Source organism: Microcoleus sp. CZ3-B2, from assembly GCF_036705055.1.
Lineage (GTDB): Bacteria > Cyanobacteriota > Cyanobacteriia > Cyanobacteriales > Microcoleaceae > Microcoleus.
The window spans coordinates 1-15,923 of sequence record NZ_JAUBTN010000049.1 but is presented as its reverse complement, the minus strand read 5'-3'; the positions used below and the strand labels follow the sequence as shown (position 1 = coordinate 15,923).

At 47.0% G+C, this 15,923-nt stretch carries 17 protein-coding genes and 1 pseudogene; 10 read left to right on the top strand and 8 right to left on the bottom strand.

All coding sequences use genetic code 11. From position 1 onward, the window contains the following. Window positions 1–720: 720 nt before the first annotated feature. On the bottom strand, window positions 721–2,016 hold the full coding sequence (locus QUA97_RS20065; RefSeq protein ID WP_333195645.1) for a TldD/PmbA family protein: 1,296 nt from the start codon (window positions 2,014–2,016) through the stop codon (window positions 721–723). Between QUA97_RS20065 and QUA97_RS20060 the strand changes: the two genes are divergently transcribed. Beyond that, window positions 2,009–2,191 (top strand): hypothetical protein, encoded by a 183-nt coding sequence (locus tag QUA97_RS20060; RefSeq protein WP_333195644.1) that lies wholly within the window; start codon window positions 2,009–2,011, stop codon window positions 2,189–2,191. The genes QUA97_RS20065 and QUA97_RS20060 overlap by 8 nt on opposite strands. A gap of 151 nt (window positions 2,192–2,342) precedes the next feature. Here QUA97_RS20060 and QUA97_RS20055 read toward each other — a convergent pair whose 3' ends face one another. After that, a complete protein-coding gene (locus QUA97_RS20055; protein WP_194066488.1) occupies window positions 2,343–3,203 on the bottom strand; it encodes a Tab2/Atab2 family RNA-binding protein in 861 nt (286 codons plus the stop codon). Between the two features lie 57 nt (window positions 3,204–3,260). Here QUA97_RS20055 and QUA97_RS20050 point away from each other — a divergent pair, with 57 nt between their 5' ends. From QUA97_RS20050 to QUA97_RS20040, 3 genes are all read left to right on the top strand, one after another. After that, window positions 3,261–3,476 carry a hypothetical protein gene (locus tag QUA97_RS20050; RefSeq protein ID WP_194066487.1) on the top strand — a complete coding sequence of 72 codons (216 nt, stop codon included), beginning with the start codon at window positions 3,261–3,263 and terminating at the stop codon, window positions 3,474–3,476. Continuing rightward, window positions 3,473–4,252 carry a nucleotidyltransferase domain-containing protein gene (locus QUA97_RS20045; protein ID WP_333195643.1) on the top strand — a complete coding sequence of 260 codons (780 nt, stop codon included), beginning with the start codon at window positions 3,473–3,475 and terminating at the stop codon, window positions 4,250–4,252. Before QUA97_RS20050 ends, QUA97_RS20045 begins: the two co-directional genes overlap by 4 nt. A gap of 83 nt (window positions 4,253–4,335) precedes the next feature. Next, a complete protein-coding gene (locus QUA97_RS20040) occupies window positions 4,336–5,058 on the top strand; it encodes a pyridoxine 5'-phosphate synthase (protein ID WP_194066485.1) in 723 nt (240 codons plus the stop codon). A gap of 416 nt (window positions 5,059–5,474) precedes the next feature. Here the strand turns inward: QUA97_RS20040 and QUA97_RS20035 are convergent, their stop codons facing one another. After that, window positions 5,475–5,600 (bottom strand): hypothetical protein, encoded by a 126-nt coding sequence (locus tag QUA97_RS20035; protein WP_255515814.1) that lies wholly within the window; start codon window positions 5,598–5,600, stop codon window positions 5,475–5,477. Between the two features lie 114 nt (window positions 5,601–5,714). Next, a complete protein-coding gene (locus QUA97_RS20030; protein ID WP_194066484.1) occupies window positions 5,715–5,888 on the bottom strand; it encodes a hypothetical protein in 174 nt (57 codons plus the stop codon). Between QUA97_RS20030 and QUA97_RS20025 the strand changes: the two genes are divergently transcribed. Beyond that, window positions 5,887–6,681 (top strand): hypothetical protein, encoded by a 795-nt coding sequence (locus QUA97_RS20025; protein WP_333195642.1) that lies wholly within the window; start codon window positions 5,887–5,889, stop codon window positions 6,679–6,681. The genes QUA97_RS20030 and QUA97_RS20025 overlap by 2 nt on opposite strands. 94 nt (window positions 6,682–6,775) lie before the next feature. Here the strand turns inward: QUA97_RS20025 and QUA97_RS20020 are convergent, their stop codons facing one another. Continuing rightward, window positions 6,776–7,798 carry a tetratricopeptide repeat protein gene (locus QUA97_RS20020; RefSeq protein WP_194066482.1) on the bottom strand — a complete coding sequence of 341 codons (1,023 nt, stop codon included), beginning with the start codon at window positions 7,796–7,798 and terminating at the stop codon, window positions 6,776–6,778. 72 nt (window positions 7,799–7,870) lie between these two features. Between QUA97_RS20020 and QUA97_RS20015 the strand changes: the two genes are divergently transcribed. Next, complete coding sequence (locus QUA97_RS20015; RefSeq protein WP_194066481.1) at window positions 7,871–8,059, top strand: hypothetical protein; 189 nt, start codon at window positions 7,871–7,873, stop codon at window positions 8,057–8,059. Between the two features lie 66 nt (window positions 8,060–8,125). On the opposite strand, the gene QUA97_RS20010 is transcribed toward QUA97_RS20015, so the two are convergent. After that, entirely contained in the window at window positions 8,126–8,488 is a 363-nt protein-coding gene (locus QUA97_RS20010; protein ID WP_194066480.1) for a hypothetical protein, read from the bottom strand. A gap of 322 nt (window positions 8,489–8,810) precedes the next feature. Further along, window positions 8,811–10,002: pseudogene (locus tag QUA97_RS20005) on the bottom strand (RNA-guided endonuclease InsQ/TnpB family protein). Between the two features lie 194 nt (window positions 10,003–10,196). Between QUA97_RS20005 and deoC the strand changes: the two are divergent. The 4 genes from deoC to QUA97_RS19985 all read left to right on the top strand — a co-directional run bounded on the left by deoC (window position 10,197) and on the right by QUA97_RS19985 (window position 15,334). Beyond that, window positions 10,197–10,874 (top strand): deoxyribose-phosphate aldolase, encoded by a 678-nt coding sequence (deoC, locus tag QUA97_RS20000; protein WP_194008469.1) that lies wholly within the window; start codon window positions 10,197–10,199, stop codon window positions 10,872–10,874. A gap of 547 nt (window positions 10,875–11,421) precedes the next feature. Then, on the top strand, window positions 11,422–12,297 hold the full coding sequence (gene recO, locus QUA97_RS19995; protein WP_194066479.1) for a DNA repair protein RecO: 876 nt from the start codon (window positions 11,422–11,424) through the stop codon (window positions 12,295–12,297). Between the two features lie 212 nt (window positions 12,298–12,509). Further along, window positions 12,510–14,081, top strand: coding sequence for an MFS transporter (locus QUA97_RS19990; RefSeq protein WP_194066478.1), 1,572 nt, complete (start codon window positions 12,510–12,512; stop codon window positions 14,079–14,081). A gap of 26 nt (window positions 14,082–14,107) precedes the next feature. After that, window positions 14,108–15,334 carry a glycosyltransferase family 4 protein gene (locus QUA97_RS19985; RefSeq protein WP_194066477.1) on the top strand — a complete coding sequence of 409 codons (1,227 nt, stop codon included), beginning with the start codon at window positions 14,108–14,110 and terminating at the stop codon, window positions 15,332–15,334. Between the two features lie 350 nt (window positions 15,335–15,684). Here QUA97_RS19985 and QUA97_RS19980 read toward each other — a convergent pair whose 3' ends face one another. Next, a complete protein-coding gene (locus QUA97_RS19980) occupies window positions 15,685–15,837 on the bottom strand; it encodes a hypothetical protein (RefSeq protein ID WP_333195641.1) in 153 nt (50 codons plus the stop codon). Window positions 15,838–15,923: the final 86 nt, after the last annotated feature.

The window sequence follows — 15,923 nt, the reverse complement described above, 5'->3', positions numbered from 1 at the left end:
CAGACAAGATTCTATAGTTCCTCGATTGATACTTCAACCGCAGATGAAAGGCAGATGCAACATAGATGCAACGCAGATGCTTTTCAGATAATTTGTGAGTTATCTGTCGGGTGCGCGGGCTTTCCAGCTTACCAGTTGTAGCAAGAGACAATTGGGCTGGGGAGTTTATAATTTGCTACGCCATAATTAGATTATCATCTCGTTGGTGGCTGCATCGATTTTATTCAATAGTCTTCTCTAACAATTATTGTGAATCTGGCACGAAAAGTCTGTTCAAGACTTGCTTTTCGAGGAGATATTTAATCGTTTGGGCTGTGGGTGAGAGTCTATAAGCTGTTGCTCATATATATTGTGTATGGCGATTGAGGGTCCGATGGGGATCAGGGGAGAGGGGGAGAGGATTTGACAATGTTTGATTGTCATCAAAATATACAATGTTTATTTGCACAACAGCTTAGTCTCATAGTTGGGATTTGAATTATAGCCTTTCTTTTCTCTCATATGAGGTACTATGCGGCCTGCGCCGGGCATACCTCACCACGCTTGATAACCGCTATAGGAGTTACGTATAAATATCAAAGAAGCCGGGTTTTTCACAGATATTAAAGGCTGTGATGCACTATTTTATCCAAAAACCCGGTTTTTTGCCGCCGATGCGTAATTCCTGTGAATATTTGTCGCTTTCGCGTACTCGGAGAGAGTTGGATTACCGATGACCGATTAGTTTTTGCCGGTGACGGACAATCCTTCTACAATTACAGATGGTGTGTGGCAAGAACCGTTCCACTCGCAATCTCCTCCTAATTCTACTAATTGTTTGAGGACGCTGTAGACGTTGCCGGCTACCATTGTGTCTTTGATTCTGCCTACTATTTGACCTTTTTTGACTCGGTAGCCGAGATCGACGTTAATGGAAAAGTCGCCGGAAATTCCGGCACTGCCACCTAGGGTTTGATCGACTACAATTCCGTCGTCTAATTTAGCGATTAAATCGATTAATGAAAGGGAACCTGGTTTAATTAAAACATTAAACAAACTCGGTGTGGGATAGCTGCCCAAACCAGGGCGAAATCCGTTGCCGGTGGTGCCACTTCCCAGGGCTCGACCGGTGGTGCGATCGGTATAAAATAGCTGCAATACTCCGCTGTCGATCAAGACGATCGCGCGAGTGGGAGTGCCTTCGTCATCAAAAGGACAGCTATAGGGCCCGATATCCGGCTGCTGCCAGAGGGTGACAAGGGGCGATGTCACTTGTTGGCCTAGTCGATCGCTCCAAGGCGAAGCGCCTTCTAGTACCTGTTTGCCATTCAAGGCGGCACAGAGAGTCCCCCACAGCAAATCGGCGGCTTTGGCTGTAAACAGCACCGGCACGCGCCCGGTGGCGGGGGCTACATTCTCTTTCGCCCATTCCAATCGCTGCAAAACCCGCTGGGCGCTAGTGTTTAAGTCGAGGGTACCGCGCTCGGTTTCGCCTTCCCAAATGTTGAGGAAATCTTCGCCCCGCACTAATTCTGCTGACAAGTAACCGCTGAGGGTGGTGTCGGTGTGGCTGCAATCCAAGCCTAGTGTGTTCAGCAAGCGGGTGCTTTCGATTTCGCAGTCGAGTTCGGCGGTGCAGAGGCTTTCGGGATAGGCTTGGCGGACGATCGCGATCGCCTCTTTTCCCCAGTTTACTAGCTGTTCGGCCGGCACCGACACTCCGAGATCGGGATACACAACTTTTTCCCCGGTGCCAAGTTCGATGGTTTCCGGTTCGTTTAGTTGCGAAAGCGCGATCGCCCGATCGACCAAAATCTGCGGTTCCACGGGCCCGTAGGCCACCGCCAACCCAGGCCGCCCGTCCCGCCACAGTCGCAGAGCAATACCTTCTGCTTGGGCGGTTTCTAGCTGTTTGAGGCGGTTTGCTTCAAAAAATACCGGCCGCGAGAGCGATTGCGATTCCAATACCTCAGCAGCTTCGGCACCTGCTTTGGTTGCTAATTCTAGCAGTTGTTCTGCTGATTGGTGATTGGTCATTTTTGTAGTTGGTAGTTGGCAGGAAAGCAGTTGGCAGGAAAGCAGTTGGCAGTTGTTAGTTGTTAGGAAAGCAGTTGTTAGGAAAGCAGTTGGTTGTTGGCAGTTGGTTGTTGGCAGTTGTCAGTTGTTAGGAAAGCAGTTGTTAGGAAAGCAGTTGGTTGTTGGCAGTTGTTAGTTGTTAGGAAAGCAGTTGACATTAAGCATTAGGCACCAAGCAGTTGATATTAGCTAATAACAACTAACAACTAACCACTAACCACTAACCACTAACCACTAACAACTAACCACTAACCACTAACCACTAACCACTAACCACTAACCACTGACTAAATACTTAGTTCGTGCAGCAGCCAAAATCCGGCGAAGGATTCCGATTGTGGATTCGACTGAATTGCTAAAAAATGTACTTTTCTTGCTTGTTTTTTCGCCGCTTCAAATCCTTTTGCTTCTCTCTCAATGGCTGCGTCTCTAAGATTAGCTAAAATCCAGCGATCGTTAGCTCCTGTATCTAACACCAGCCTAGCTGGCGGGCCAGTCTCAAATTTGATAAAAGCCAACTCCAAACCCGACATCCAACCAGCCAAAGCTGTTGCTCTCGACGAATAGACGATCAGCCCTGGAATTTGCGTTTCAGGCGGCAGCTTTGTCATCGGTAGCCCGAAAGCTTCGCCAAATCCGATATCCCACTCGGACATTTCATCAAAAGCTGCGATCGGCAAACTCACAAACGCCCATTTTTCGCCGATTAAAGCGTCCGGCAGCGCCACGGGCGTTTCGGGTACAAATTGAACGCTCGGGTTGGGAGCGGCTTGATAGCCCGGTTCGGCGGGATAAACGTTTTGCATCCGTTCTTCCAGCCACAGGCTGAGGGCGAGGGTGCGGCGGCTGGAGGCTGCGGGAATGTCCAACTCCTCACAGGCTTTGGTAATCATGTTCGCCATTTGGCGGCGGAAAAAGCGGATTTTTTCGGGGCGTTTCGGTGCAGAGGCGATCGCATCTTTAATCGCGCCAGCCAGCCACAGGGAATTCACCGTTGTACTCGGGCAAAATTGCGAGTAGCGAAACAGAGATTCTGCCTTGTCGCTTACATTCAGCGGGCTTTCGCAAATCAACACTTCCCATTTCTTTTTTCCTCGCTCGTCTATAATTGGACGGCTGTAAAAGTCAAGTTCCCAAATAGTAGCCATGCCGCGCTGTTAAAAATTAATCCTTTCTCATGTTACCGGACAGCGGGCAAGTTTCTGATGAGCGATAACTTAAGACTGATTTTCTCGCAGCGGGCGATCGTACTTTCCCAAAAATTGCCACTCTCGCTTGCAGCTTCCCCTATAATTTTCCGCAGCACACAATCGGACACATTAGCAATGTCTAGCACAACTATGCCACAGCAATCTCAACCCGCGATATTTGCTAAACTTGTGGAACCCGGGGAAAACCAACAGTATAGCTTAATTCCATGAGACAAATCATTCTCGAAAAGATTGTTTCCACCCTACAACCTTTAGATTTTGTTTTAGCTTTGTGGCAAGGAGGTTCAGCAGCCCACGGATACACCGACGAATGGTCAGACATCGACATTGCAGTTGTCGTTGCAGATAACTGCGTCGAAGAAACCTTTGAAATTGTCGAAAAAGCCCTCGCACAAATTAGCGAAATCGAACTCAAATATCGAGTTACCGAACCCGCTTGGCACGGTCAATCGCAGTGCTTCTGGCGGCTAAAAGAAACCCCGCAATTCTTGCTAATTGATTTTGCCGTTTTCCGGCGCAGCAGCCGCAACGAATTTCTCGAAATCGAGAGACATGGAAAAGTCCCGATCGCCTTTGACAAAGCCAATCTAATTGTACCCGCTCATTTGGATACAAACCAGCATTTTGCCCAAATGCAAATTCGCTTCAACGAAATAAAAAATCGTTTTAATTTGCTGCAACCTCTGGTAAAAAAAGAGATTTATCGCGGACACATAGTAGAGGCGATCGGCAACTATCACAATTGGACGCTTCTACCCTTAGTCGAACTGTTGGGCATGATTTATCGTCCCCACAGATACGACTTTCAACTCAAATATTTTAGCCGAGATTTTCCGTCCCAAATAGTCGATCGCACCGCACCGCTTTTCTGCATTACCAATCTAGAAGATTTAGCAGCAAAACACCAAACAGCAGAGGCGATTTTTGCCGAAACCTTACCGCTTGCGGAAAAGCTGATGCAAAACCATCCAAATCAACCCAATTAACAGCCGGAAAAAAAATCAGCGTTCATTAGCGTTCATCAGCGGTTAAAATTAAAAATCAACAAACATCCGCAACTTCCAATCCCATGACAAAACTCAGCGTCAACATCAACAGAATCGCCCTCCTCAGAAACTCTCGAAACATCGGCATTCCCAGCGTTACCGAAGCCGCAAAAACAGTAATTGCCGCCGGAGCCCACGGCGTTACAGTCCATCCCCGCCCCGACGAAAGGCACATCAAAGCTGCCGATGTTTACGACTTAGCCAAAATGCTAACTGTCGAGTTCAATATCGAAGGAAATCCGTTTCAGCCGCCATTTATGGATATAGTTTGCGATGTCAAACCCGCTCAGTGTACCTTGGTGCCGGACGCTCCCGACGTGCTGACATCCGATAGTGGCTGGAATATTCCCGAAAATCGATCTCGGCTTTTACCAATTATTGAAAAATTAAAAAATAACGGCATCAGAGTCAGCTTGTTTATGGATGCAGATCCTGCTCTCATGCCCCTAGCAAAAGAAGTTGGAGCCGATCGCGTAGAACTGTACACGGAACCCTATGCAACTGCTTTTCGTGAAGGTAAAGTAGAATCTGTTTTGCCACAATATGCCTTAGCAGCTAAAGCAGCTCAATCAGTAGGTTTGGGAGTGAATGCCGGACACGATTTAAATTTGCAAAATTTAGCTACATTTTGCTCAATTCCTAATATCCTAGAAGTATCTATCGGTCACGCTTTAATTGCGGAAGCGCTAGAAATGGGATTGTCCAATACAGTGCAAGCTTACCTCAACATCCTCTCTAATTCGTAGTGGGAGTAAACCTCCGGTGGCAGAGAGCGGGTTTATATAATTCGTTGCGTTTGTGTTAAATATTGCGGCTTTCCATGCCTTGCAAATTCTAGTTTTTAGCTCGCGCTACACGCACTTAAGGTTCTTAGTGTGGACTAAACTTCGCAACATGAAAGCGGACTTTAGTCCGCATTACAAACCGTGTTTATGATAGTAATCGACCGGACATGATATGATATCAAATCCTCTCTTCATCGGAATAGTAAACTCACTGTTGACTGTTGACTGTTAACCGTTAACCGTTAATCGTTAACTGTTAACATTATGAGGAGTGGAACTGGACATAATATGACAAGCAAATTCTGTTGTTTGAGGTTATTGATTGGGTAATAGGGTTAAGGTGCGCTACCAATAGGGTAAGGCGCACTGTGCAAGCTCTAGAAGCCGATCGCCCTCGCAGCAGTTAACAGTAGAGGCTGTAACCCCCGCTGGGTGAAGGGCAGTTTTCTGGTAGCAAAGCCTCTCTTTGAACCCAGACACCGCGTTTTTTTGGTTGTTGGCATTTTTTTAGCAAGTTTTTGGGCAAAAGCTTGAATTTTTATTGACCAAATTACTAGGACGATCCGATGATATTATGGGTAGGGAATATGGTGGAAATGTCCGATCGACCAAGGCTACTATTTAGCTTCGGCAGGGCCATCTGCTACCGCGAATTTTTGTGAAATTACGAAATATTTAGCTGTATCCTCTATGCTGATGACGCCGATCGCGCGATCGGCAAATTTAATCCGGTGCAAACAGCACCACACAAGTAAACATATACAACTGATTACCCCTGGCAAGCGTGACATGAAAAAACTAATTTTACTGACTGGAATGCTACTAATGATGACGGCAAAATCAGTATTTGCCAGCCCTGTAGCCCCAAAAATTGCACCGGGCGATCGGATGGCCGCCTCGGAAATTACAGAAACCGTTAACCAACCCGCTACTTCTACCTTTGTTGCCAACGTAGAACCGATCGATCCCATGCCAGCTACATCTGACTCAGTTGCGAAGATAGAGCCGATCGAGCGAATGTCAACCTCACAAATTCGAGCCACCATCAACCAACCAACCACCTATATTTTTGAAGGTATCAAAGGACGAGAACTCACACTCTCGCTGTGGGCGGGACAACTGACAGCCGAACTCTACAGCCCCAACGGGGAGAATCTGGGAGTTATTGAAAAAAGCGACAATCAGTGGATCGGCCAGTTACCAGACTCGGGAATCTACCGCCTGCGAGTCACCCCGAAAGGTGAAACCAGCAGCTTTGTAATCGGACGCGACTTTAACGCCAAGTGGATTTACAGGCCCGATCGCGCAATGCCCATCGCATTCGGAGAAAAAGAAGCCACAGTCAAACTCAAAATGTCCGGCTACCAAATCCAGCCCCTCACAGTTCCAGGAAAACAGGGACAGACAATTAGGGTGAGTGCTAACAGCAAAAATCTCGGTGTGGCGATCGAATCTCCGTCGGGACAACTCCTAGATCAAGGCGAAGGTCAAACTTTTGCTGAACTTCCCGAATCCGGCATTTACAAAGTGCTAGTAGTTGCCAAAAGGCCAGTCAAGCCCTCCATCAAAGTTTCTGTACGTTAGATCGAGATGGCCAAAAAACTCTTTGTGGGCGATCGAATTTCCGTCGCCCGGCCACAAAAGCTCGCCCCACCGGCGAGCTATTTTTTATTTAAAACTAACCTCGGATCAGCGCTGCAAAACGTTCTTGTTTCCAAATGCAGCTTAAATCCGAATCAGCCAAAGCTAGTTCTCGGTATAAATTAGGGATAAACTCCACAGCCCGCTGCAAATTGTCAAGGGCTAAATCAACAAATCCCAGTAGAGCATAACAACAAGCTTTATTGTAAAAAGCATTAGCAAAATCAGGATTAATTTCTAAGACTGTTTCGTAACAAGCAATTGCCTCCGAGTAGGAGCCTTTTCGCGCTAATTCCACACCCCGGTTGTACCAAATCAAATAATCCTCAAAACCACACTCTGATGTGGGAGTGAACTTACTATTTTTATGATTGAAACCGACTAATTTCGCTAAAGCGACTCTCCGTTCGCCCACAGCTTCAGTTCCGCTTGGTTTCAGAGCGATCGATCGGCTAAAACTAGCCACTGCTTGTTTGTAAAGTCCCATTGAGTTAGCAGCTAGACCGCGATTGTACCAAGCATTCGCATCGTCTGGGTTAAACTCGATCGCGCGATCGAAACTGTTGAGCGCCTGATAGTAAAGCTTGAGTTCCAACAAAGCATTACCTCGGTTGTACCACGCCCCAGCAACCTCTGGCTCCAAACTTAAAGAGCGATCGAAACTCAGAACAGCCTTATGGAAAAGCCCCATATCGATCAGCGTCAATCCTCGGTTGTGCCAAATACTCGCCGAACAGGGGTTGAACTCCAGAGCCCTGTCAAAACTGTTGAGTGCCTCCCAAGGGCGGCCCAACTTTCCTAAAGCAATAGCTCGGTTGTGCCAGCCAAAACTCGCATTCGGCTGCAGCGCCAAAGCCTCATCAAAACTTTTCAAGGCCTCTAAGTGCCGTTCTAAGTTGCCCAAAGCCATGCCTCGCCCGAACCAAGCCTGATAATGATCCGATTGCAACTTCAAAGCTCTGTTAAAGTTAGCCAGAGCACCATCGCGATCGTTAGCTTCGAGGAGGCGCGAGCCCAAATGATAATACCAAGCAGCTTCCAAGTTTTGGATTAAGTTCATAATATTTGCATCTATCTTAGGGATGATTTTACACAAACAATCTGCGGAGTTAAACTGTAATTCCACTAAAACTTGGAAAATTTTGATACAGGGCGATCGCCCGTACAAACCGCCCGTAACAACCTCAACTATTTGCGATCGAAACTAACTACTTTCCCAAGACGAAAAGCTCTTTTAGCTAACCACACTCATCGCTGGTTGGAGCTGCTGCGAATCAGAAATCTGCGCGAGTCAAGCAACTATTACCGCATCGCGAATTAGGGAAAGCAGTTACAGAAATAGTGAAAATTCCACAGTGCTGGTGGCTCCAACCTCTGCTTGCCAAATTCAAGCAAGCACAACCGCTGTTTGAGCAGTCTCGCTCAACAACAACCTGCCAACAGCATCAATACTAAAATCCTTCCCCAGGACAAAACCCTTGCCCATCAACCGCTGACAAACTATCAGCGCCGTAATTCGGCGAATTTCTTCCATCACGTCAGCAGGAATCAAATAAGTCAAACTCCAGATCACCGACTCGCAGTCAGACCAAATCAAACGTTCAATACTGACAATCATCAAAGCAGCGACACTTTCAACAGAAAGCCGCTCTCTGAGATCGGCAATCAAATCTTTACCAATTAAGCTATTGCGAGTCATCATCGCCCTAGCCATCTTCCCAATTTCTTGTTCGAGTTCTAAATGATTCATGCTTAGCACTGGCTGTTATGTTTTTAAAGCACTACTCAGAGTAAAAACAGTGACTGCGATCGGGCTCATCCAGACGGCGTGGCTGACGCAGGCTCTACTGCAACTCCATTTAACAAAGTATACCTAAAGAAAGATTAAAAATGTATCTAAAGGCAGATACAAAAATATATTTTTAGGGAATAAATGTATCAACCAATTTCCGCCAGAGTTTTTACGAGCAGCAAATTGAGTATTTATGCTCAATCAGGCTCGGAGTCAAGTACAAAATGAATCAATTCGCTACTTGACACTCTCCGGCGTGAACGCGCGGAGATTCTTTAATCTATGAGCCGACTTGCTGAGGTAGGATTTCTCCAACAACAGTAGAGGTCAACTCTCCTAAAGCGTTATTTGGCTCAAGACCAAAGGTTCCGGTATGCCCTACCGTACCTAATCCTCGACTTAGGATGTTTCTAGCTGCATTTTCGTCACGATCTAAAACACAACCGCACTTACAAATGTGCGTTCTTGTGGATAGCGTTTTCTTGACAATTACACCGCAGACGCGAGCATTCTTGGCTGGTATATTGCGGATTTACCGCCACCGTCACGCGCTCAAATACTTTTCCGAAGTATTCAAGCCAAACACGGAATTGATACCAAGAAGCATCGTTAATAGACTTAGCTAAGCAATGATTCTTCGCCATGTTTTTGATCCTCAAATCTTCGTAGACGACTACATCGTTTGACGAGATTACGCACCTTGCAAGTTTTATTGCATGGTATGAGCGCTGTCTACTTATTTTGAGGTGGCGCTTGCCTAGAATCTGCCTAGCTTTGCCCCTGTTTTTTGAACCTTTAACCTTTCTGGATACGCGACGTTGAGCGCGTTTAAGAACTTTCTCACCTTTTCTCAAAAACCTCGGATTTTCCACCGTAGTTCCGTTCGAGTCGGTGTAATATTCTTTTAATCCCACGTCTAATCCGATTGTAGTGCCATTCGGTTCTATGTTTTCCCTTCTGTCAACATCTACACAGAATTGGACGTACACGCCCGAAGCCCGTTTAACCAATCTTACCCTTTTGATTTGATTGATTTGGTAGAAGTGCAAGTCGCGTGTGCCTTTGAGCTTTAATCGCCCAATCCCTTTTTTGTCGGTAAAATTGATTGATTTCCGATCTTCAGCTAGTTTCCATCCAGACGTTTTGTACTCTACCGAACGACAGTCTTTCTGGAATTGTGGATACCCTTTTTTACCGGGAATCTTTTTCTGGCAATTGTCGTAAAATCTGGAAATAGCAGACCATGCTCGTTCTGCGCTCGATTGTCGAGCCATTGAGTTTAGTTCCGAGGCAAAAGGGAACGTAGCCGCAAGTACAGCGCAGTATTTATTCAAGTCGTGCCGACTCACTTTTTTATTATCCATCCAATAGCGCAAACAGCTATTACGAATGAATTGAGCGGTACGAATTGCTTCATCTACTGCGTTGTACTGATTCTGCTTGCCGTAAGATTTAAACTCAAAAACTAACATGGCTTTACCTCCCGCTTTTATCTTATATCGTTTGACATAAGATGGTTTGGTAAGTCAAAAAAGTTTACAATGATGAAACAGGAGTCTGACGCTTGAGACTAAAGTCTCCCGTGACCTTTCATCCCTGGACTGAAGTCACAGGGTTTTCAGCTTGTCTCCTATAATAAGGAAGCAGTTACTTCGGATAAACAACAATGGCTCGAAACCAGGCAGACATCGATATTGCCCCCTTGATCGACTACGGCCTGATCGATCCGACTGCGACGCCAGATCAAGTAGAAAACTGTTGCCAACAAGCAGAGAGATTTGGGTTTGCGACAGTGTGCGTGTATCCCGCCTACGTCCGACAAGCAGTTCAATTGCTGCACGGCAAAAAGCCCAAAGTCTGCACTGTTATCGGTTTTCCCACTGGTGCTTCGACTTCAACGGTAAAACTTTACGAAGCTCTAGAAGCCGCAGATAATGGAGCCGTAGAGTTAGATGTCTCTGTTAACTTAGGATTATTGAAAGCTGGCAGAATCGACGAATTCCACCGGGAATTAGCCGAAATTTGCGAACAAACCGGAAAAACTATCAAAGCAATTATCGAAAGTTCGCTGCTTTCCGATGCCGAAAAACAATTAGCTGCTGAAATTTGTATGGAAGCTGGTGTTGCTTATATAAAAACCAACACTGGCTTTTTTGGCGCGGCGACAGTTGACGATGTGCGACTGCTGAACGAAGTTACGAAGGGACGGATTGGGATTAAAGCGGCTGGGGGAATTCGGACTCACGAACAAGCTTTAGATTTGGTAGTAGCTGGTGCTACTCGTTTGGGGACTTCTCGCGGCCCGGAATTAATCCGCCAGCGCGATAAATTAGGCAATAGTTAGTAGTCAGTAGTCATTAGTCAGTAGTCATTAGTCAGTAGTTAGTAGTCAGTAGTTAGTAGTTAGATCGAATTCAGTAGCATCGGAACGATCGAACCGCGAAGACGCTTGTAGTGCGATCGGCGGCGAAGCCGTTCCCCAAGGGTAGTAAGGACGTACATCTTCTTCTTTCTCTGACTTCGCGTTCTTAGCGCCTTCGCGGTTCGTTATAGCAAGCCTCGCATCATTTGTATAATTTATTGTAGGGTTCTTCCCCTCGCAAAAAGCTGCGATCCTTGGGGGTCGGCACTCTTAGCACTACCTACAAATTTTGCGAATCCTGCAATGATTGCTATAGATATTACCGCCTATTAATTATCATTTAGTTATTAGTTATTAGTTATTAGTCATCAGTTATCAGTCATTAGTTAGTCATCCGCGTTAGGAGGGGGCGGTTGAAACTGCTGAGCGAGTCAAAGTTTTGTCGGCCGCTTGCCGACTGGTTCATAAAGGGGAACCCAGACCTGGATTTGGTATTGTAGTAATTCTAAAATCTAAAATCTAAAATCGAGTGAATCGAACTTACAAAGCAACTGGAATCAATCTTAAGAGTGCGCCCATCGGCGAATCCGATCGCCTGCTGACAGTTTTGACGCGGGAATTCGGCTTAATTCGAGCTGTAGCGCCCGGTGTTCGCAAACAGCGATCGAGCATTGGCGGTAGAAGCGAGTTATTTGTCGTCAACGAATTGCTAATTGCTAAAGGCCGATCGCTCGACAAAATTACCCAAGCGTCCACCGTCGAATCCTATCCGGGTTTGAGCCGCAACTTGGGAAAACTCGCAGCCGCGCAATATCTGGCCGAATTGGCGATCGCCAGCGCCCTTTCCGACGAGCCCCAAGAAGACCTCTTCTTTTTGCTGGGCGAACACTTGAGCCGTTTGGAGCGTTTGTCCGATCGCACAGAAATCCAATCCGCCGCCGTCCTCATCGCCCACCTCGCCCAAGGTATTTTTCACTTGCTCGCCCTAGCCGGGCTCGCGCCCCAAGTCCAAGTCTGCGGCACCACCAGACAACCGATCGCCCCCAATTTCAGCGATCCGAACTGGCAAACCGGCTTTAGTATACCCTCTGGGGGAACCTTTAGCTTGCCAGAATTAGCTAACTTAGAAGCTGAACTATCCTCTGAAATTGGCAGCTCCTACAGAGTCGCTTCCCGTTCCCGGCCAACGAGCGACAGCAAACACTTGACAAACTTCCATATAAATGCTAAGGAATTAGCAGCGCTGCAACAGTTGGGTAGTGCAGAACTAGAAGAGGGGATTGCCGATCGCGCAGCTTGGGTATCTGTCGAAAATATTTTGCGACAGTATGCCCAGTATCATTTAGGTTGCACGATTCGATCGGGAAGCTCGATCGACACTTACTTAGAGAATTTTGAGTTTTAAATTTTAGGTTAAAGAAGTGAACGGGCGATCGTACAGCACCCCGAGCCGGCGGATATCCGAACCTGTCAGCAATTTCAGGTAAATTTCCAACATTCTCGCAACATTAGATAATAGATCAAGTTATAAATTATTAAATTTAGGAGCTAAAAAACTCAATTTGAACTTCACATCCCCAACCCTGAACCATCCCCAGCGAGCCACCCCCCAATCCTATGATGCGACTGTCCGATTCTGATTTGAGAACATCTATTTTAGCTGCGACCAACCACAAGATGGAAGAACGAGAAAATTGTCCAGATTTTCAGTCGGAGCCTGTTTTGGCCGATCGACAATGGAGCAACGCCCAACACACAGAAATGGATAAATATCCGACAAATCCAGAAACAGACGCGAGCAAAAGTAACGGCCAACCACCCGCAGCAATCCCCCCGCAGCCAAAAGCAGAGCCAGCAGCAGAAATATCCGAAACATTTACCGAAACTCCCGAAACACAAACAGGATTTTTGCCAGTCATCAAAAACCGCAATTTTCTAGCACTGTGGAGCGGACAAATATTCTCCCAACTAGCAGATAAAGTTTATCTCGTACTGACGATCGCCCTCGTAGCCAGCCGGTTTCAAGCGCCAGATCAAAGCATCAGCAGATGGGTATCAGCAATCATGATCGCCTTTACCATACCCGCAGTGCTGTTCGGTGCCGCTGCAGGCGTGTATGTCGATCGGTGGCCGAAAAAAGCCGTGCTCGTAGCCACAAACCTGCTGCGGGGAGGCTTCGTACTAGCATTACCCCTGCTGCTGTGGCTCTCAGACGGTTTTGAAATCGGTAAACTACCCCTGGGATTCTGCTTGCTGCTGCTAGTAACATTCCTAGTTTCGACCCTAACTCAATTTTTCGCCCCAGCAGAACAGTCAGTGATTCCGCTAATTGTGGAACGCCGCCACCTGCTATCGGCAAACTCCCTCTACACCACCACCATGATGGGTTCGGTGATTATTGGCTTTGCCGTCGGAGAACCCTTACTAGCTTTAGCCGACACCCTATTCACCAACCTCGGCGGCGGAATCGGCATCGGCAAAGAAATAGTAGTAGGCGGAAGTTACGCCTTCGCCGGAGTGCTGTTGCTGTTGATGAAAACAGGCGAAAAAAACGAACCCGAACACGAACCGCCACATCCCCTAGCAGATTTAAAAGACGGTCTGCGTTACATCAACGATCAACCGAAAGTCCGCAATGCTTTAATTCAACTAATTATTCTATTTTCCATTTTTGCAGCCTTGGCAGTTCTAGCGGTGCGGCTGGCAGAAATGCTGCCCGGTATGAAAGCGTCGCAATTTGGCTTTTTGCTGGCTGCGGTGGGTGTGGGGATGGCTGTTGGGGCAACAACTGTCGGCTATCTCGGTCACAAATTTTCTCATTCCCAACTGAGTTTAATCGGATCGGTTGGGATGGCACTTGCTCTGCTGGGCCTTTCTGCATTTACACACCATTTGTGGATCTCGGTGCTTTTTATTACCCTGTTGGGTTTATTTGCCTCATTGGTAGGAGTGCCGATGCAGACGACAATTCAATCAGAAACCCCAGAAGAAATGCGGGGAAAAGTCTTCGGGCTGCAAAATAATGCCACTAATATCGCTTTGAGTTTACCATTAGCTTTGGCGGGAGTAGCGGAAACATTTCTGGGTTTACCCGCTGTGTTTTTGGCTTTGGCTGGATTGGCGATCGCTGGCGGTGTCTTAACCTGGTATATTTTCCGTAGCACTAATAGCAAAGTCGATCGAATCTAAAAAATAACAAACTCTGATTTACTCGAATGCACATCGCTTGGCTAGGAAAAAAATCACCTTTTTGCGGTAACGTCACTTACTCCAGGGAAGTCACCAACGCACTGTTAGACCGGGGATACCAGGTAAGTTTCCTGCACTTTGCCCAAGAAGCCGGCCCGCTGGACAGGAACAATACAGCGTGGAGCATGGCAAATGGGAAACGGGGAGCTTCCATTGCTCAAACTTCATTTACCAATTCGCTCTCGCCGGCGAGTTGCAATGAAGTTTCTTTACCCTGTCACTACAAATCGCAAATTTATACGATTCCGACTCTCAAATCCCGCACCGTGTTGATGAAATCTTTGCGGAGGCTGAAACCCGATGTTGTTCACGCTTCCCTGACGCTTTCGCCTCTAGACTTTCTGCTGCCGGAAATTTGTCAAGAATTGAATTTGCCTTTGGTGGCGACTTTTCACCCGCCGTTCGATCGCAAATTGCGGAATTTGACATCGGGAACTCAACACCTGATGTATCAACTGTATGCTCCGTTTTTGGCTCACTACGACTCGACGATCGTATTTTCTTACATTCAGCGAGATATTTTGGTGAAGTTGGGAGTGCCGGAAGAACGGGTAGCTGTGATTCCCAATGGCGTAGACGCGACGAAGTATTCTCCTGGGCCTTCGGGGTTGAAGTCGGAGTTAAAGGCCGATCGACTTTTTGTCTACCAAGGCAGGATTGCGCCGGAGAAAAATGTTGAGGCTCTACTGAAGGCTTGGAAACACTGTAATTTTGAGCCTGGTAACGTATTGGCCATCGTGGGAGACGGGCCCTTAGCTGCGTCGCTGCAACTGTCCTACGGCGAAGAGGAGGGCATTGTGTGGCTCGGATTTGTCGCCGAGGAGGAGCGCCGGATCGAAATTCTGCGTGGTGCAGATGTATTTATTTTGCCTTCTTTGGTGGAGGGACTGTCGCTGTCGCTGCTGGAAGCGATGGCCTGCGGTTTAGCTTGTTTGGCAACGGATGCCGGTGCTGACGGCGAAGCCTTGGAGGAAGGGGCGGGGATAGTTTTGAACACTCAGCGGGTGCGGAGTCAGTTACAAACTTTGCTGCCGCTGTTTTGCGATCATCCTGAGTTTGGAATGCTGCTTGGCCAAAAAGCACGCCAACGGGCGATCGAGCGGTACACTCTCAGTCAGAATATTACTGAGCTAGAAAAGCTGTACTCAGAGGTTTTGCAGAAGCAGCGCGTGCCACTTCGGGGCTTGGCATAACTTAGTCATTAGTCATTAGTCATTGGTCATTAGTCAGTAGTCATTAGTCATTGGTCAGTAGTCATTAGTCAGTAGTCATTAGTCATTAGTCATTAGTCATTGGTCATATCATGTCCGTTCGATTTCTCCAGCCGAGGCAGAGCAAGAGTGATATGGGTTCCCAGGCAGAGCCTCGGAACCAGTTAAACCAGTCAAGGAGGACTAATATTAAACGCCAATTGCGATCGATAAAAACAAACATCGAACTCCATAAAGAAATTCACCTGACCCAAAATCAACGGTACATTTTCAGCCCGAGTCCAATTTCCCCTAAAGCATTATTAACAGATACAAAAGAAAATCGTTCCACATTACTCATCCTTTTGAGCTTTTGATTGCTTTAAAACTCCCAGCATCGTCTGTGCAGCATCAAACGCATCATAGGGAGACCAAACATCACACACCGCCCCAGATGCGATCAAATCCTGTTCCTGACTCTGCATACATCCCATCAGAATTTGCAAGGTTACTTCCCTGACGGGGTGACAACCCCGTTAAAACCCATAGCTAACAAAGGTTTGACCGATTTATGGTAAAAAAAGATGGGGTC